Here is an 18379-nt window from a genome sequence, read left to right as displayed (position 1 = left end):
AGGGCAGTCATCAAAAATCTGATGGGTCAGTCATTATGGCGTATCTCACCCAGTTAAAAACTTTTGTGGAAGTGTATCGCTGCGGCAATATCACCCGGGCGGCGGCTAATCTGCAAATGTCTCAGCCTGCTGTGACCTCGCACATTCAGGCGATGGAAGCTGTAGTAGGAAAAGAGTTGTTTGTGCGTAAAGCGCGCGGTGTGGAGCCCACCGCTATTGCCGATGATCTGGCTTTGCAGGTGGCCAGCCATATCGATATTCTTGAGCAAAAAGTGGCCTCGGTACGCAGTCGTACCGCCACGGTTTACGGCACCCTGCATCTGGCCGGTCCGGCAGAATACTTAAGCTGTGTGGCCGGGCAACAGCTGGCAAACCTGCTGCAGGCCGACCGGATTAATCTGGTGGTGCATACCGGTAATAAAGCCAATACTTATGCCATGCTCGATGCTGATACCGCCGAACTGGCGGTCACCGCCTCTACGCCAGATGCGCAGCGTTATGAATATCAGATTCTGGATAAAGAGCGCCTGTTACTGGTCATGAACCGGGTGGAGGGCAAGGCACTTGAAGATCAGACAGTGACCCCGGATAGGCTCAATGGTTATAAAGTGGTGGCGTATGATGAGCAACTGCCGCTGGTACGCAGTTATTTTAACAGTGTGTTCAATACCAGCTGTCAGTCACCAGTGGCGGCTATCTGCCCTGATATCAGGGCGCTGGCCACCATTGTGCAATCGGGCATTGGCTACACGGTGTTACCCGATTATCTGTGCCGGGATGCGATCAATCGGGGGGAGCTGATTCAGATAGGTGAGCCTGGTCCGAATAACAATATTTATCTGGTCTGGAAAAAAGGCGCACTGCGCCATCCCCGTATTGCGTTTGCCAAAGATGTGATTATGGCTTTTGCGAACGCGAATCTGCTGGCTCAGCAGATGTAGCAGGGTGACCGGAAGTTGCTGGCTCGGCCGGTGATACCGGCTGGTCTCTTTCGGCTCGCTCCCGGACTTTAATGTTTTCCAGCCGGCGACGGGCGTTGGCGCACCAGTAGCAGCCCTGCTCGGGCGCTTTGACCAGCGCATTAACAAAACTGACTTTGGCATCGTGAAGCAGATCGGCTTTTAAATAGGCTTCACCCAGGCTATCCCACAGGTTGCCGTCATCGGCAAAGTTTTCCACATTCAAAGCCAGTAAACCAATGGCATGATTGGTTTTGCCACTATCCAGCAGAGCCAGCCCGGCCCGGTTAAGCACATAGCGCTGGGTAATCACATCGCTGAACTGAGTGGCGATCTGCTGGCGCAGCGCCTGGCCGGTGCCGGTAAACTGACTAACAAAGGTCAGAATATGGGTTACTGGCCCCGGGGTGAACGACGGTGGGTTAAATACATGGTCAAAGAGCATCAGCTCAAGGCTCTCGCCTATACTGGCGGTATCCTGCATCAGGGCATTGGAGGCATAAATAATGGCAATGTCTTCTTCGGTCAGCCAGCGAAAATCAAAATAATAGGTGCCGTTGGCACCATTATGCCCGACCATGGCCTTGCCGCCGGGCGAGACACCCAGCGACCAGCCATAGCCATACCAGCTATTGCCGCCTTCGCTGACGTAACGGGTGGTCAGCCGGGTCAGCTGCGCCTTGCTAAGCACCACATGATTTTTTAGCGATAAATACCAGCTGTACATATCATCCAGTGAGGAAATCAGCCCGCCGTTACCTTTTAAGGTCCAGGCAATCCGGCCATCAGCCTGATAGCGGGACAGCGTTGAGGGCGTGCGCAGCACACCGGCACGGTAGCCGGCTGCCACCCGGCTTTCGCTGGCATCAAACAACAGGTAACCGGTATGATTCATGCCGGAGGGATGAAACAGGTGTTCTTGCAACCAGGCTTCGTACGACTCATCGGTGACTTTTTCGATGATCCGGGCCAGCAGGCTGTAACCGATATTGGAATAGTGATATTGCTGACCCGGCTTTGCCACCAGGGCGGACTGAAAGACCCGATTGATAAACTCATTAACCGGAATATGGGTAAAATCGCCCAGACCAATCCCTGCGGGCAACCCTGAGGTATGGGTCAGTAACTGATGCAGGGTGATGCCCTGTTTGTCTGTGGGTACTTGCGGAAAAAAACGGGCCAGGGTGTCATCCACACTCAGTTTGCCCTGGGTTTCCAGCACCATAATGGCCGATGCGGTAAATTGTTTGGTGACCGAACCAATATCAAACAGGGTTGAGGTGGTAATGGGTTTATCGCTGTTGCGATCCGCCATGCCATAGCCTTTTTTCAGCACCAGCTGGTTGCCGTTGGCAATCAGTACCGCCCCGGAAAAGCCCTGTTCCACACTGCGATTCAGGTAATTATCAATACGTTCAATGGCCCAGTTTTCTTTGGGTGGCGCAGCCACAGCCTGACAAGTGAAACCAGCCGCTATCAGAAACAGGCTAAACAGCCGGGTTAAACAGGTGACATGTTGCATACGCTTCCCTTTTTTCGTCAGCGCATCAGCGCGCCAAAAAGACTACAGAGTCGAACTGGTAGTCACCCGTTGAAGTCACAGCGATACAGGGCCGGATAACCACATGAGCTATTTACAAATATACCATAAAATTGCACAAACCGTTCACTGGTCGCGTGGCGTTTACCAGATTCCGGTCCGGGTTTTTTTAACGTCTGACGGAGTGAACATCTGTACAATCCCTGAACACTGTGGTTAACTTGCGCCGCTGCCATTTATGGCACTTTTCCTGACAATAATTCCTATAATACGTACCTACATAATTTACCGGCGCAACCTGCGCTGACTATCTTTCTATCCCATACAAAGTGAGGACTTTATGAGCCGACGACCGGTAACGATCGTGATCTTCAGTGGCTTTTTTCTGCTCGGCATGCTGTTTATTATGTGGGGAATTTTACTGCCGGACATCGCTGCTGATCTGGCTATGTCAGAACTGGTCAGCGGTGGCTTTTTTCTGTTGTTTTCGGTGGGCATGATGCTGGGTGCCATTATTGGCGGAAAGTACGTGAGTAAGTTTGAGTTTTTACCGCTACTGGCGGTGCTGTGTATTACCGACTCGGTACTGCTGCTGGTGATGGCGCATTTGCAGCACTGGCAATCGATGCTGGCGGTGGTATTTGTCATTGGACTGGTCAGCTCCAGTATCATTACCATCGGGCACACGCTGATTGCCCGGCTGTATGAAGAAAAACGCTTTGCCATGATGGGGATCATGGATTTTATGTTCAGCCTTGGCACGTTTGCCGCGTCATTTTATGTCACGCTGGTATACAGCTTTGCCCTCGACTGGCGCTGGACCATCCGCATTGTGGTGGTCATGCTGTTGTTTCTGTCGCTGTATACCTGGCTGGCGGCCCGGTCACAGAAAAAACAGCTGGCGGGACAACCCAAAGCGCAGGGCCAGACACTGAAATACAGTGATGTGATTCGCCGGCCGGTTTTTTTACTGCTGGCACTGGTCAGTTTTGGCTATGGCGCGGTGGAGTTTGGTAATGCCAACTGGTTTGTCAGCTATGCGCAGCAGGGACAGGGCTTTAGTGGCGATGACTCCCGTTATCTGCTGGCCTTTTTTACCGCCGGAATGGTGATAAGCCGTCTGACCTTCTCGCTGTGCCTGCGCTATTTCAGCATCCACCGTTTGACGGTCATCATGACCACTATGACCCTGGCCGGTGCGGCGGGGATCAAGCTGGGTGACACCTTTATGCAAATCGGCAGCTTCAATCTGCTACTGGGGTTAGGACTGGGCGGCTTATTTCCGCTGGTACTGTCATCAGCCATGAATATTGATCCGGCCAAAGGACCGGTCTTATCAGGCATTACCATTATCGGTAATTCGCTGGGCGTACAGATATCGTCATTCAGCACCGGCCTGTGGGCCAACTTTGCCCCGCTAACCACCGCGTTCTGGGTGATTCCGCTGGCCGCGGTATGGCTATGGCTGGCTGGCTGGTATTTTTCCCGGCAGCTCAAAGCAATTAACCTGAGCGCCGGCCACTAGCGTTTTACCGGCAGCCAGAATTCGGCAATCAGACCCTGCTGGGGATGATTACGTAATTCAATACCCCCGTTGTGGCTGGTCACTATCCGACGGGTGATGGCCAGTCCCAGTCCGGAACCCACACCGCCCCGGGCTTTGTCTGCCTGGGTGAATGGTTGAAACATATCCGGCAGTTTGTCCTGCTCAATCCCCGGACCAAAGTCCCTCACCCGGCAATAGATGCGCTGTTGCCGGCTATCATGAAAACTGCTTACCGTAATTTTATCGCTGCCATAGCGAAAGGCGTTTTCAATCAGGTTATCCAGCACCCGTTTAATCCCGATACGGCTTAACAGGGTGTCGGGTAGAGGGTTCAGCTTAAGGCTGATGTGATGGGTTTCTTCAATATGACGGGCCTGCGTCAGCTCACCAATCAACTGGTTGAGGTCGCTGGTTTCCTGCTGTCCTTTGGTATCCAGCCGGGCATAGTCAATGAACTGGTCGATAATCGCGTTCATATCTTCAATGTCATTAACAATGCCCTCGCGAATCCATTCGTTTTCCGGCGACAGCATCTCGGTGGCCAGGCGGATACGGGTCAGGGGGGTGCGCAGGTCATGAGAAATACCGGCGGTCATCAGGGTCCGGTCATGTTCTAGCTGGGCAATGCCCCGGTTCATCTGGTTAAAGGCCCGGGTTACCTCCATAATTTCGGTACTGCCCTGTTCTTTGAGCGGCTCCGGCACCCGGCCCTGACCGACATGCAGCGCGGCTTTTTGCAGGGCGTGTAGCGGTCGGTTCATACGTCGCACAAATAGCCAGCCACCCACAACACTCAGTACACCGATGACCATCAGATAAATCGTCAGCGGTGAGATATTGGCTTCTGACCAGCCGGTCAGCGGCACGCTAATCCAGGTATCCGGATGCGCAGCGATAGAAATCCACACTTTATAAGGTTGATTGGGGTCCAGTTCCGTGGGCGGGGCGCTGATCCGTACATCCGCGCTCTGTTTAAGCTGGGCGGCGACCTGATCGGACATAAACCGGTAGTAGGTAGCGTGCTTGAGTCCCTGCTGACGGGCCTGTGCGGTGCTCATTATGCTAATCCCGGTATCTTGGGTATAGCGCCAGCGCGTAGCTGAATCACCGTCTAAAATGCCCTGTGTTTGCATGCTTTGCACCTGGGTGGCCAGCAGGCTGTTGATCTGGGCTGAGGTCGGGCGGATAAAGTAATAGGTAACAGACAGGTAAGATACTACCTGGTTAATCAGAAGCAGCAGACCAATCAGCAGTGCTGTCTGCCCGAAAGCGCTTTTGGGAAGTAACCGCAACACCGGATTCAACTGGCCTGCGCTTCACCGTCGGGCACAAATACATACCCAAGCCCCCACACGGTCTGGATGTAGCGCGGGTTAGCCGGATCTTTTTCCAGCATCCGGCGCAACCGCGAGACCTGCACATCAATGCTGCGCTCCAGCGCGCTGTAATCCCGCCCGCGGGCCAGATTCATCAGCTTGTCCCGGGATAATGGCTCTCGTGGGTGGGTAACCAGAGATTTAAGTACGGCAAACTCACCACTGGTCAGCGATAACGGCTTGCCATTGTCCGTCATCTCCCGGGTAGCCAGGTTCAGACTGTAGGTGCCAAATTCGATCCGTTGCTCATCCCGTGACGGCGCCCCGGGCGCATCGTTGACTTTACGGCGTAGTACCGCTTTGGCGCGAGCCAGCAATTCTCTGGGGTTAAAGGGTTTAGGCAGGTAATCATCAGCGCCCATTTCAAGACCAATGATGCGATCGACCTCATCCCCCTTGGCGGTCAGCATAATGATAGGTAAATCACTTTGGGACTGACGCAGTCGGCGGCAGATAGACAGGCCGTCTTCGCCGGGTAACATCAAATCGAGCACCATCAGGTGGAAGTTTTCCCGTTCCAGCAAACGGTCCATTTGCTCAGCATTGGCCGCGCTGCGAACCTGAAAACCCTGCTCCATGAGATAGCGTTCCAGTAATGCCCGCAGACGCATGTCGTCGTCTACCACCAGAATTTTTGATGTTTCCTGACCCATTGTGTGTGTCCTGATTTTTCTTTCACTATAACCAGAACCGGGCCAGGACAAAAGTATTCAGCAGGCCGGTGACGACGAGCGATTGTTACAAATCGTTTCAGCTGAGCAACAGCGGCGATATCTGCAACACCAGTACATAGCCGACCAGGTACGCCAGCAACAATAGCAGACTGAACTTAGCATAACGGGCAAAGGTCAGCCCCTTAACCTTACTCATCGCTACAATACCGGCAGCGGACCCAATGACCAGCAGTGAGCCGCCCACCCCAACTGCGTAGGTCAGCGCCATCCACTCGGAGGTGCTCATGGTGATATTGGCTTTTAGCAGGGCTGCGGTCAGCGGCACATTGTCTATCATAGACGAGATGATACCCATGATGACATTGGCGTAAATCGGGTCGAACAGGGTATAGATGTGCAGCAGAGCATCCAGCGCTTCTATATGCTGTAGCATACCAACCAGCAGCAACACACCTAAAAAGAACAGCAAGGTGTCAAATTCGATTAGCCGGATATAGTCCAGAATCGGGTCGTTGTAGCGTTCTGCGCCCATAAACGTTGCCACCAGAAACATCACGGCCATGCCGGCAAGAAATGACAGCATAGGCGGGATGCTGAAAAACACATTACCCAACAAAGTCAGCACGATGGTGGATAAAAATGTGCCGGCAATCACGTAGTCAACCGGTCGGGTTTCATGTTTGACCTTGCGAATTTTCACTTCACCTTTCATCCCGATACTTAACAGGGAGGCCAGCAGCATAACGGCGGCAAAAGACGGCAATATCAGGGTCAGCAGCTCAACAATGGTGACTTTGCCTTCCAGAAAAATCATCAGGGTGGTGACATCGCCGGTGATCAGTGACACCCCGCCGGAGTTCACCGCAAACACCGCCAGTACCACAAAACGCAGGGTTTGATTCAGTGGCAGGCTCAGTGACAGAACCAGCGCTACTGAGACCAGGGTTGCGGTGATATTGTCCGCCAGAGAAGAAAAACAGAAGCTGAACAGTGCGGTACTGAATAAAAGCTTTTTCAGGCTGATTTTAGCGGGCATCACCAGATTGAGCATATTTTCAATCAGACCCTTGCGGTTCAGGTAGGCCACAAAGGTCATCGCCGCCACCAGAAACAGCCACAGCGTCGATATTTCAGTAATGTTGTGCTCAAGGCTTTCCTGAACATGCGGAAGCTGTTCAGCACTGGCATTAATAAACAGGAGGATCCAGGCAAAGGTGCCAAGAAACAGGGTGGTTTTGGCTTTGTTCAGATGAATCACTTCTTCAAAAACAACGCCGGCAAGAGCAAGAAAGGCAAGACCAATAAGTATGTAATCTAACATGATACGAGAGGTGCTGGAGAAGGTCCGGCAAGTGTACTGCGACATCGCCTGCTTCACACCCTGAATACGCCGAGTTTACAGCTTGGCAGGATTTATTTGACGCACCGCAAACAAGTGATAACACACTGTAAACAGTATGTTTTGTTTGATTGGTTTTTGTTTACGGTGTGGTCACCTAAAGGCGCGATTATGCACTTAATCCCGGCTAATCCAGTCCATCTGATGACCAGCGCGACGCTTATTGTTAAGAATATCTTCAATCAGCGGGGTCAGAATCAGTTCCATCGCCAGACCCATTTTACCGCCCGGTACCACCAGCGTATTGATACGTGACATAAATGCCCCGTCTATCATCTTAAGCAGGTAGGGGAAATCAACCGTACGCATTTCCCGGCGAAAGCGCACTACCACAAAGCTTTCATCCTGTGACGGTATTTCCCGGGCACTGAACGGATTAGAGGTATCCACAGTGGGCACGCGCTGAAAGTTCACATGAGTGCGGGAAAACTGCGGCGTGATGTAGTGAAAATAGTCATCCAGCCCGCGCACAATACTGCTCATCACTGCTTCTCTGGAATGACCGCGATCCGTGGTATCGCGCACAATTTTCTGAATCCACTCCAGATTCACAATCGGTACCATGCCAACCAGCAAATCCACATGCCGGGCAACATCGTTTTCTTCGGTTTTTACGCCCCCATGCAGGCCTTCGTAAAACAGTAGATCAGTGTTATCCGGCAGTGCCTGCCAGGGCGTGAACGTACCGGGCATCTGATTAAACGGCACAGCTTCATCAAAAGTATGCAGGTACTGGCGATATTCGCCTTTACCGGTCTGGGCGTACTCTTTAAATAAGGACTCAAGCAAGTCAAAGTCGTTGGCTTTAGGGCCAAAGTAGCTAATATGCCGGCCCTGCTCCTGGGCTTTGCGAATTTCCACTTCCATCTCAGGCCGGGTAAACCGGTGAAAGCTGTCGCCACCCACCACCGCCGCATTGACATGCAAATTGCGAAAGATATGCCGGATGGCATTCGTGGTGGTTGTGGTGCCGGCACCAGATGAACCGGTGATGGCAATAATAGGGTGTTTTACAGACATACAGATTTTTACTCGAAGCCGGAACCTAGTTATAAGCTGGCTGGTTTGAATAATCAATAGACAGTGATACTACCAGACCTTGCCGCGATAGTTTAGTCACAGGCCGTGAACAGACAGCTTTCGGGCAGAAAAACGGTCAAAAAAGAAGAAAAGGGGAGGGTAACAAAAAAATAGTCACAGCCGTGTTGAGCACACGGCTGTGAAGTATATTGCGGGGGAGTGACGTCCTATGCCTGGCTTTCGCGGGCAATCGCCCGATGGGCGATGTCAGTACGAAAATAGACATCCTGCCAGTTTATTTTATTTACCAGCTCGTAGGCATGTTGCTGGGCTCCAGTCACGTTGTTGCCCAGCGCGGTGGCGCACAGCACGCGTCCGCCACTGGTAACAATCTGGCCGTCCTGCAACGCGGTGCCGGCATGAAAAACTTTACCGTCCAGCTGGGCAGCGTCATCCAGACCGCTGATCGCATCGCCCTTGTTGTAGCTACCCGGGTAGCCACCGGCTGCCAGTACAACACCGACCGCTGCGCGCTCGTCAAAACTGATGGTCGCCTCGTTCAGTTTGCCCTGACAGGCAGCCTGACACAGCGCCACCAGGTCCGATTGTAAACGCAACATAATGGGTTGCGTTTCCGGATCGCCAAAACGGCAGTTATATTCAATCACCTTCGGTGTGCCATCGGCCATGATCATCAGACCGGCGTACAAAAAGCCTTTATAGGGATGGCCTTCTGCTGCCATACCCTCGACCGTGGGCATGATAACTTCAGACATTACCCGGTCATGAATATTCTGGGTCACCACCGGGGCCGGTGAATAAGCGCCCATACCACCGGTATTCAGGCCTTTATCACCGTTCGCCGCGCGTTTGTGATCCTGGCTGGTGGCAAAGGGCAGCACATTTTTACCGTCGACCATCACAATGAACGAGGCTTCTTCGCCGTCCAGAAACTCTTCAATTACCACCCGGCTACCGGCATCACCAAATGCATTGCCTGCCAGCATATCGCGAATGGCGGCTTCGGCTTCTTCCAGCGTCATCGCGACGATCACGCCTTTACCGGCTGCCAGACCATCGGCTTTGACCACAATTGGCGCCCCTTTTTCACGCACGTACGCCAGCGCCGGCTCAATATCAGTGAAATTCTGATATTCGGCCGTAGGAATGGCATGACGGGCCAGAAAATCCTTGGTAAAGGCTTTGGAGCCTTCCAGCTGAGCCGCCGCCTGGGTGGGGCCGAAAACTGCCTGTCCAGCGGCGTCAAAAGCATCCACCACACCTGCTACCAGCGGCGCCTCGGGGCCTACAATCGTCATTTCAACCTGGTTTGCCTGCGCAAAGGCCAGCAAGCCATCGATATCCGTCACCTGAATATCTACATTTGTCAGTTTTGGTTCAACCGCCGTACCGGCGTTGCCCGGTGCCACAAACACCGTTGATACAGCAGAAGATTGTGCTGCCTTCCAGGCCAGCGCATGTTCGCGGCCACCGCCGCCAATAACAAGTACGTTCATTTAAGCGTTCCGTTATTTATTCAGGTTTAATAAATTTAAGGGTCATCCGGTTACTTTCGCCAATCGCCAGATACTTTTGCTGGTCTTGCTCACCCAGACGCAGCGATGGCGGCAGTGTCCAGACACCACGAGGATGCTGAGCATTGTCAGCCGGGTTATGATTCACCGGGCTGTCTTCGGCCAGTGTCAGGCCAGCTGCTTTTGCCGCCGCAATGACCACAGACTTTTTCATGTAGCCGCTTTTATCCATCTGCTCATCGGCCATTGACTCAGGCAGTTCGTGTTCTACCACGCCCACCATGCCACCAGGCTTGAGCGCTTTGGCAAAAGCTTTAAACGAGGCCTCGATAGCGTCAGTGCCACCACCCATGTACCAGTTATGCACATTTCTGAACGTCAGCACGGCATCTACCGAACCGGCCTTGGCAATATCCGTAGCATGCTGGGGGTGAAAGGCTGACAGTTTGATATTTTTGTACGGCGGGTAGTCGGCAATTTTCTGCTCAAATGCTGCCCGGGACTTTTTGTAATAGTCGTTGCTGTTTTCATCCACGTAGAAATGCGCGGCGATCAGCTGTCCGTTGTCATGCAGCAGCTCAGCCAGTATGTCGGTATACCAGCCGCCACCCGGGGAAATCTCCACCACGGTCATATCAGGTTCAATACCAAAAAAACGCAGGGTTTGCTGGGGGTGCCGGAATTCATCCCGGGCTTTAGCGTCAGCCGAGCGGTTATCGCTTTTAACTGCATCAATGATGGGGTCGGCCATTGCCATCTGGGCAGAGAATGCCAGTACTGAAGCTGAGATAACGCCTAACAGTGATTTCATGATTGTATCCTTATCAATTTTCAACGGTATAGTTATTATGATGGTGCCAGGCCCAAAGCTGCCTTGATAAGGGCGCCAAACACTAGAGTAACCTACCTGAAGAGCAGGGCAAAGCCTGTTGTCGCCGAGCCGAGCTGAGCCGGCCACCACAGGCTTTTTGGAGGATACGCGCCCTTAGTGACGGAAGTGACGCATGCCGGTAAAGACCATGGCGATACCATGTTCGTCAGCAGCGGCAATGACTTCTTCATCACGCATTGAGCCACCTGGCTGAATCACCGCTTTAATGCCAGCGGCTGCCGCAGCATCAATACCGTCGCGGAACGGGAAGAAAGCATCGGAGGCCATAACCGAGCCGGCCACTTCCAGATTCTCATCGGCGGCTTTAATGCCGGCAATTTTAGCGGAATACACGCGGCTCATCTGGCCTGCGCCCACACCGATGGTCATGCCATCCTTGCAGTACACAATAGCGTTAGATTTCACATATTTTGCCACTTTCCAGCAAAACATCAGATCGCGCAGTTCATCTTCGGTTGGCTGACGTTTAGTCACTACCTGCAAGTCTTCTGCTTCCACCATGCCAAAGTCACGCTCCTGCACCAGCAGACCGCCATTAACCCGCTTAAAGTCATACCCGTCGGTCAGCTGACCGTGCCAGTCACCACACGCCAGTAAGCGTACATTTTTCTTCGCCGCCACCACTTGCTGAGCGGCTTCGTCAATGGCCGGGGCAATAATGACTTCGACAAACTGACGATCAACTATTGCCTGCGCGGTGGCCGCATCCAACGTACGGTTAAAGGCAATAATGCCGCCAAAGGCCGAAGTCGGGTCGGTTTGATAAGCACGCTCGTAGGCACCAAGGATATCCTCACCCACGGCCACACCACACGGGTTGGCGTGTTTTACAATGACACAGGCAGGCTGTTCAAATTCTTTCACACATTCAAGGGCAGCATCAGTATCGGCAATATTATTAAATGATAATTCTTTACCCTGAAGCTGACGGGCGGTGGCTACGGAGGCTTCCTGAATGTCATTTTCTACATAAAAAGCGGCTTCCTGATGGCTGTTCTCGCCATAACGCAGGTCCTGCTTTTTGGTCAGCTGCATGTTAAAGGTACGTGGAAACTCGCTGTGCTCGTGGTCACAGTCGTCTTCGCATTCCACCGAATCCAGGCGGGCGCCAAAGTAGTTGGCTATCATGCCGTCATATTCAGCGGTATGCTCAAAGGCTTTAATGGCCAGATCAAAACGGGTTTGATAATCCAGTGAACCTTCGTTACGGCTCATCTCTTCCAGTATCCGGGCATAATCGTCGGCATTCACCACAATCGTTACATCTTTGTGGTTCTTGGCTGCTGCGCGCACCATCGTCGGGCCGCCAATATCGATGTTTTCAATCGCATCTTCCAGCGTGCAGTCTTCTTTTGCCACGGTGGCGGCAAACGGATACAGATTCACCACTACCAAATCAATCGGGGCAATTTCATTTTGTGCCATGACGCTTTCGTCCTGACCGCGACGACCCAGAATGCCGCCATGAATTTTAGGATGTAGCGTTTTAACCCGACCGTCCATAATTTCAGGGTGACCGGTGTGATCAGATACTTCTTTGACTGGCAGGCCTGCCTGGCTCAGCAGTTTGGCTGTGCCACCGGTTGATAACAGCTCTACGCCTGCCTGATGCAGGGCCTCAGCGAATTCAACAATACCGGTTTTGTCCGAAACACTTAACAGCGCGCGTTTGATAGGTTTAGGTGTTTGCATAATGTTGTTTTGCTACTTTTTCAGTGTGTGAAACAAAAAGAGCACCGGGTGGGGTGCTCTTTGAAATGGGCCGAAGCCCTCAGGATTTTAGTTCATGCCGTACTGTTTCAGCTTTTTGCGAAGCGTACCGCGATTGATGCCCATCATGATCGCAGCGCGTGTCTGATTGCCGCGGGTATAAGTCATGACTTCTTCCAGCAGCGGTGCTTCTACTTCGGCCAGCACCAATTCATATAAGTTATCGATGTTCGCATTGTCCAGCTGCTTCAGGTACTTGTTAACTGCTTGCTTAACAGAGTCACGCAGAGGCTTTTGAGCTTGAGTTTGAGAAGGCGTTGTTACTGTCGTAGTAAACGGAGAAGTCACATTTTGATCGAACATAATACTTTCTTGCTCTATAAGTTAGTCATCACTATGCTGCAGGAGAAATCTGTCGCGTTTCCCGCTTCTGCAGCGCTTGAAAATAATCGTCAAGTGCGTTGAGCTGTAAATCAGCTTGCTCAATACCATTGAACGTTTTGCGAAACAGGCGTTCCTTATCATGTTCCGCCAGATACCAGCCCACGTGCTTACGGGCAATACGAGCGCCCATGACATCGCCATAAAAGGCATGCACGTTTGCAACGTGTTCGTGTAAAACCTGATGCTGTTCTGACAACGGGGGCTCAGGCAGGTTCTCGCCGGTTTCAAGGAAATGCAGGATCTGTTTAAAAATCCATGGATTACCCTGAGCTCCGCGGCCTATCATCACTCCGTCAGCACCAGTATATTTGAGCACTTCTTGTGCTTTTTGCGGGGAAGTAATGTCACCGTTTGCAATCACCGGAATGGATATCGCTTCCTTTATCCGGGCGATAGTGTCGTACTCCGCTTCCCCTTTATACATACAGGCACGGGTTCTGCCATGAACTGCCAGTGACTGAATGCCGTTTTGCTCAGCAATGCGTGCAATATCTACACCATTGCGATTATCTGTGTTCCAGCCCGTACGGATCTTCAGCGTAACCGGTACATCGACCGCGCTGACCACTGACTGAACAATGGATTCAACCAAGTCGGGATATTGCAGTAACGCAGAGCCCGCCAGCTTTTTATTCACTTTCTTGGCCGGACAGCCCATATTGATATCGATGATTTGCGCACCGTTCTCAACATTAAAGCGGGCCGCCTGTGCCATCAGTTCAGGATCAGCACCTGCGATCTGAACTGAGCGAATACCTTCCTCACCGGTATGATCCATGCGTTGCATAGATTTTTGGGTGTTCCATACCTTGGGATTGCTCGACAGCATTTCTGAAACCACTAAACCGGCTCCCATGCGGCGACAAAGCTGCCTGAAAGGACGGTCTGTCACGCCTGCCATCGGCGCTAACATTAAATTGTTATCCAGTTTGTAAGGACCAATCTGCATAGGTTAACAATCCAAGGTTGTGCGGAAATTGAGCACTCGGCTAAAACGGGGCGCTAAGTGTACGCATTTTCACTACCCATGAAAAGGCTAAAATTCACACAAAATTTATGGTTTTGCTCTTGACACTAATAAAACAATTTGCGTTGTAGAGCAGGCGCAGCAAGGGATGAGCCGAATCTATGCTCGGCTCATGATGAAATTATATGCGACAGAGTAGCTACTTAGATGCGACGGATGCCGGAAACGCGAGCCCAGTCACCCTCAATTTCGCTGGTTTCCAGATCAAAATCTGTCTGGTAGGCGCTTTCAATGGCACTGACTTGTTCTGCCAGAATACCTGACAGCACCAGACGTCCGCCCGGTTTACAAAAGCTGGTGATGACCTCACGCAGCTCCAGTAAAGGACCAGACAGGATATTGGCCATGACCACATCAGCCTCAAGTGCTGGCTGATGCTGTGGCAGGTACACTTCAAGGCGATCTGCCACCTCATTACGGCGGGCATTTTCCTCACTGGCCTGTAATGCCTGCGGGTCAATATCAATACCCACAACCCGCTCTGCACCCAGTTTCAGCGCCGCCAGCGCCAGAATGCCTGAGCCACAGCCAAAATCTACCACCGTGCGCTGGTCAATGTGCTGTGCATCCAGCCAGCGCAGGCACAAAGCCGTGGTAGGGTGGGTACCGGTACCAAAGGCCAGTCCCGGGTCCAGCATAACGTTAACCGCATCCGGATCAGGTACTTCACGCCAGCTTGGGCAAATCCACAGACGCTGGCCAAATTGCATCGGATGAAAATTATCCATCCATTCCCGTTCCCAGTCCTTATCTTCCAGTGGATCCAGTTTGTGGGAAAATCCTTTACCCAGAACCCGGGCATTCTCCAGCCGGCTGATAACGCCTTTCATATCATGGCTGGCATCAAACAGCCCGACAACCTGGGTGTCTGGCCACAGCATGGTCTCTCCCGGCTTGGGTTCATACATGGGGGTATCTTTGGCATCCAGAAATGTGACTGCCTGCGCGCCATTGGCGCTGAGCATGCCGCCCACCTGTTCAGCCAGCTCAGCAGAGGTGTTAATACGAAGTTGTAACCAGGCCATGTGTAATTGCAATGATGAATGATGGTGCGATTATATCAGGAATCAGGCGGCTGCGACGATAACCAGGGCAAAACAAGCGCACAACGGGGATACATGCACTCGGGAAGCGGGATGATACGTGCCAGCTTAGAACCAGATTTTCGGGGGTAATCTGATAGATATCAAAAAGATGGCCAGGTGGATGGTCGGGCAGCAGGTTGTCTTATCAGACTGGCAGATTGATCGCCGCAGTCTGCCAGCAAGCAGGCTACGGCGTTCATCCATAAAAAACCGCTATCAGGGTTAGCCCGGACGTTTCACCCAGGCACTGCACCAGCCGTTTTTATTAATCAGTTTACCCGGGAAGATAGCGCAGGGGCGCTCCTCCTTGCCTTCTTCACCCTGAATATACATGCAGTTGGCGCAGTTGGCGCCGTCCACGGTGGAGCTGGCAGTGTATTTTAGTGCCTTGGCGGTAGGATCATCTGCACTGAGTACTTCCTGGGCATTGGCCCGCAGCGCCACGCCGCCTAGTGTCATGCCAATCACAGAAGAGCCAGCTAAACGTAAAAAGTCCCGACGGTTTACCGATTTCATGGTTTACTCCAGTGTTCGTAAACGATAATGATTTGTTTTTACCTGGCGCTTAAAACACAAAAACCTGCCGGTTCGGGCAGGTTGGCTTTTCTGTCAGGCAATGTTTAACAACATTCTAAGTATCAGTGTACGCTAAAATTTTGCAAATTACAGTAATGTAATCCGCCCCGCGCCTAGGGCAGTTGTTGCGGTGGTTTATCCGGCTTGGCATACGCATAACGTGCAATACGCCGGGTGGACAGGTAAGTATCCAGACCGCTGATACAGGCAATGCCGGCATCGGTCAGATTGATACTACCGTCACCTTCAATCAGTTCATTATTTAGCCAGACCTGTTCAATACTGCCAATCACCAGTTGTGTATTATTCAGCTCAATAGGTATCACCGAAGCCAGTTTCATGCCCAGCTTTACCGGGCTCTGTGCCACATAAGGCGCGGCAAAGTTATCGCTGTACCAGGGCGTCAGACCGGTGGCCGTGAATTCGCTCTGGTCTTTGTCGTACCGGGCGCTGGTCTGGTGTGCTTTATCGGTCCAGCTTTCATGAATATGATTAATAGTATAGACGCCGGTTGCCTGGATATTTTCCAGCGTATCGCGCACCACCGTATGAGGACGCATGATCATGCCCAGTAAAGGCGGGTTAGCCCCAACGTGGACCACCGAGCTGATAACCGCCAGATTCTCCTGCTGCCCGCGGGTAGCACTGGTGCCAATCAGGCTGGCACTTTTAAAGCCGGACAGGCCGTTAATCAGAGTGGCACGGTATCGCTGCTCAAATTTATCAATATCCTGGCGGGTGATACAGATATCATTCATTTTCCTGGCGCACCTCAACGGTCATGTCCTCGCCGCGACCATGCACGGTCATTTCAATAGGCTGACAACATACCTGACAATCAAGCACCTGAGTTTGTCCGGCATCATTGACTTCATCGATTTCCACCTCATTGGGTTCCATGCAGTAAGGGCAGTGAAACAGGGCTGGGGTTGCTAAACTCATTATCCACCTCAGTAACTTTATGTGTATTAAGATTATTCTTTACGTGCAGATAAACAGCTTGGATTTATGGAGGAGGTATGAGTAAACGGCTGGCGGTAGGGCAGTGTCCGCTGTGTGAAAGACGGGCCCGGCTGACTTTTCACCACCTGATCCCGCGAAAAATGCATCGCCGCTCTTATTACAAAAAACACTTCAACCGGGAGGTGTTAAACCAGGGCGTGGCCATTTGCCGGCAGTGTCATGATGGTATTCATCGCTTTTACACCGAAATGGAGCTGGCCAAACAGCTTTATTCGCTGGCGTTGCTACAGCAGGATGAAAAACTGGCCCGTTATTTTGAGTGGGTAGGCAAACAGTCGATTAAAGTATGACAGCCGCCACAAAGGGGCGGCATTATGCCAGTACAGCACAGGGTGCTGCCTGACATCTACGTTGCCTGTTACTGGCGAACAAAGGTAATGGAAAGCGGACCCATGGACTGTTGCAGAGTATTATCGTCAATAATTTCCATCGCCTGCTCGTCTTCATCATTAACAAACACCAGGTAGGATTTGCCTTCACTTTCACGAACAAAAATATCGTCCAGCTGGTTGCGTTGTCCATTTGCCTCCAGATAGTCATCTCCGATATTAAAATGACTGGCACCTGATTGTTTCATTGCCGCGACAACCAGCGGGTTATCACTTTCAACCTGCCATTTTCCTTCAAAGCCATGACCACCGCAGGCCGACAATACCGCCGCGGCTACACCGATAGCCGCAATACGTAATAATTTCATTTTTTCCCTCTTGTCAGTTTGGTACTGGCTTCTTGCCAGTTTTATAAAAAGCGCAACGTTTTTACGAAATATATTCATTTTTACTAATTCAATCAACGACTCTGTGCATTCAGTCGGGCAAGAATGTCCGGCACCTGCTGCATACTGGTAAACGGTATCACCTTGTCATTATTCAGGGTTTCGTTGTACTGGTTGTAGAACAACGTGGTGATGCCGGCACCAGTGGCCGACGCCACCCCGGAGGGGCTATCTTCAATCGCCACACACTGGTGCGCACAAATATTCAAATCTGCCATGGCAGTCAGATACAGAGCTGGGTCCGGCTTGTGCTGGTTTAGCTCAAAGGCACTGTATAAACGGTTGTCAAAATGATGGGCCAGCCCGCATAACAACAGCGCCTGCCTGATTTTAGCCAGCGGCCCGTTGGAGACCACAGCCATATTAACCTGCAGCGCATCAAGCAGTTCCGGGATGCCGCTGACCGGCTGTAGATGCTGTTCGAACAGTTGAGCGACCCGTTGCCGGTAGTCGTCCATGAAGGCTGGGGGCAGGCTGATCTGATGCTCCCGGGCCAGGGTCGCCAGAATCTCACTCATTTTGCCGCCCCGGTAATGCCGGGTCAGCGTGTGTGCATCCAGGGTAACTGCCTGACCGGCAAACAATTCGACAATGGCCTGATTACACAGTATTTCGCTGTCGACCAGCGTGCCGTCATTATCAAATAAAACCCATTCAATCATCATCCGATCCGTTTGATTGCTGCTGTGGTTGCCATTTAAGCAATCCCTGACGTGAAAGTCATTTTCTTCTTAAAAACAGTCACAAAGCCGCGCCAGGCATGACACTGCAAAAAGTTAATTTGACACTATGCTGTAT

Annotated in this window: 19 protein-coding genes; 3 read left to right on the top strand and 16 right to left on the bottom strand. The window is 51.9% G+C overall.

Annotation, left to right across the window (positions count from 1 at the left end):
• The first annotated feature begins 35 nt into the window (after positions 1 to 35).
• Positions 36 to 941, top strand: coding sequence for a LysR family transcriptional regulator (locus EZV72_RS17680; protein ID WP_137168475.1), 906 nt, complete (start codon positions 36 to 38; stop codon positions 939 to 941).
• On the opposite strand, the gene EZV72_RS17675 is transcribed toward EZV72_RS17680, so the two are convergent.
• The gene (locus tag EZV72_RS17675) at positions 898 to 2481 is read right to left on the bottom strand and encodes a serine hydrolase domain-containing protein (RefSeq protein ID WP_137168474.1); all 1584 of its coding nucleotides are present in this window, start codon (positions 2479 to 2481) and stop codon (positions 898 to 900) included. The two genes, EZV72_RS17680 and EZV72_RS17675, sit on opposite strands and share 44 nt — an antisense overlap.
• A 358-nt stretch (positions 2482 to 2839) precedes the next feature.
• On the opposite strand from EZV72_RS17675, the gene EZV72_RS17670 reads away from it, so the two are divergent.
• A complete protein-coding gene (locus tag EZV72_RS17670; protein WP_137168473.1) occupies positions 2840 to 4024 on the top strand; it encodes an MFS transporter in 1185 nt (394 codons plus the stop codon).
• On the opposite strand, the gene envZ is transcribed toward EZV72_RS17670, so the two are convergent.
• The 13 genes from envZ to EZV72_RS17605 form a co-directional block, all read right to left on the bottom strand.
• Positions 4021 to 5337, bottom strand: coding sequence for a two-component system sensor histidine kinase EnvZ (envZ, locus tag EZV72_RS17665; RefSeq protein ID WP_137168816.1), 1317 nt, complete (start codon positions 5335 to 5337; stop codon positions 4021 to 4023). The genes EZV72_RS17670 and envZ overlap by 4 nt on opposite strands.
• A gap of 8 nt (positions 5338 to 5345) precedes the next feature.
• Positions 5346 to 6074 (bottom strand): osmolarity response regulator transcription factor OmpR, encoded by a 729-nt coding sequence (ompR, locus tag EZV72_RS17660; RefSeq protein WP_137168472.1) that lies wholly within the window; start codon positions 6072 to 6074, stop codon positions 5346 to 5348.
• 97 nt (positions 6075 to 6171) lie between these two features.
• A complete protein-coding gene (gene nhaD, locus EZV72_RS17655; RefSeq protein ID WP_137168471.1) occupies positions 6172 to 7416 on the bottom strand; it encodes a sodium:proton antiporter NhaD in 1245 nt (414 codons plus the stop codon).
• 195 nt (positions 7417 to 7611) lie between these two features.
• On the bottom strand, positions 7612 to 8514 hold the full coding sequence (locus EZV72_RS17650) for a phosphoribulokinase (RefSeq protein ID WP_137168470.1): 903 nt from the start codon (positions 8512 to 8514) through the stop codon (positions 7612 to 7614).
• A 227-nt stretch (positions 8515 to 8741) separates the two neighbouring features.
• Positions 8742 to 10031: a phosphoribosylamine--glycine ligase gene (gene purD / locus EZV72_RS17645; RefSeq protein ID WP_137168469.1), complete on the bottom strand. Its 1290-nt coding sequence runs from the start codon at positions 10029 to 10031 to the stop codon at positions 8742 to 8744.
• Between the two features lie 16 nt (positions 10032 to 10047).
• A complete protein-coding gene (locus EZV72_RS17640) occupies positions 10048 to 10860 on the bottom strand; it encodes a class I SAM-dependent methyltransferase (protein WP_137168468.1) in 813 nt (270 codons plus the stop codon).
• 174 nt (positions 10861 to 11034) lie between these two features.
• Positions 11035 to 12633, bottom strand: a complete 1599-nt coding sequence (gene purH / locus EZV72_RS17635; protein WP_137168467.1) for a bifunctional phosphoribosylaminoimidazolecarboxamide formyltransferase/IMP cyclohydrolase — start codon at positions 12631 to 12633, stop codon at positions 11035 to 11037.
• A gap of 87 nt (positions 12634 to 12720) precedes the next feature.
• Positions 12721 to 13014, bottom strand: coding sequence for a DNA-binding transcriptional regulator Fis (fis, locus tag EZV72_RS17630; RefSeq protein ID WP_018982332.1), 294 nt, complete (start codon positions 13012 to 13014; stop codon positions 12721 to 12723).
• 31 nt (positions 13015 to 13045) lie between these two features.
• Positions 13046 to 14044 (bottom strand): tRNA dihydrouridine synthase DusB, encoded by a 999-nt coding sequence (dusB, locus tag EZV72_RS17625; RefSeq protein WP_137168466.1) that lies wholly within the window; start codon positions 14042 to 14044, stop codon positions 13046 to 13048.
• A gap of 221 nt (positions 14045 to 14265) precedes the next feature.
• Positions 14266 to 15147: a 50S ribosomal protein L11 methyltransferase gene (gene prmA / locus EZV72_RS17620; RefSeq protein WP_137168465.1), complete on the bottom strand. Its 882-nt coding sequence runs from the start codon at positions 15145 to 15147 to the stop codon at positions 14266 to 14268.
• A gap of 282 nt (positions 15148 to 15429) precedes the next feature.
• Entirely contained in the window at positions 15430 to 15723 is a 294-nt protein-coding gene (locus EZV72_RS17615) for a high-potential iron-sulfur protein (protein ID WP_137168464.1), read from the bottom strand.
• Between the two features lie 173 nt (positions 15724 to 15896).
• Positions 15897 to 16541, bottom strand: coding sequence for a flavin reductase family protein (locus tag EZV72_RS17610; protein WP_137168463.1), 645 nt, complete (start codon positions 16539 to 16541; stop codon positions 15897 to 15899).
• Positions 16534 to 16725, bottom strand: coding sequence for a CPXCG motif-containing cysteine-rich protein (locus tag EZV72_RS17605; RefSeq protein ID WP_137168462.1), 192 nt, complete (start codon positions 16723 to 16725; stop codon positions 16534 to 16536). Before EZV72_RS17605 ends, EZV72_RS17610 begins: the two co-directional genes overlap by 8 nt.
• 77 nt (positions 16726 to 16802) lie before the next feature.
• Between EZV72_RS17605 and EZV72_RS17600 the strand changes: the two genes are divergently transcribed.
• Positions 16803 to 17096: an HNH endonuclease gene (locus EZV72_RS17600; protein WP_137168461.1), complete on the top strand. Its 294-nt coding sequence runs from the start codon at positions 16803 to 16805 to the stop codon at positions 17094 to 17096.
• A 68-nt stretch (positions 17097 to 17164) separates the two neighbouring features.
• Here the strand turns inward: EZV72_RS17600 and EZV72_RS17595 are convergent, their stop codons facing one another.
• Entirely contained in the window at positions 17165 to 17503 is a 339-nt protein-coding gene (locus EZV72_RS17595; protein ID WP_137168460.1) for a hypothetical protein, read from the bottom strand.
• A gap of 92 nt (positions 17504 to 17595) precedes the next feature.
• Entirely contained in the window at positions 17596 to 18246 is a 651-nt protein-coding gene (locus EZV72_RS17590; RefSeq protein WP_137168459.1) for an HAD-IA family hydrolase, read from the bottom strand.
• Positions 18247 to 18379 lie beyond the last annotated feature (133 nt).

Origin of the sequence: Salinimonas lutimaris (assembly GCF_005222225.1) — a bacterium.
GTDB classification, from domain to species: domain Bacteria; phylum Pseudomonadota; class Gammaproteobacteria; order Enterobacterales; family Alteromonadaceae; genus Alteromonas; species Alteromonas lutimaris.
Note: the sequence above shows the minus strand (reverse complement) of the source record. Positions and strands in the feature narration are given on the sequence as shown.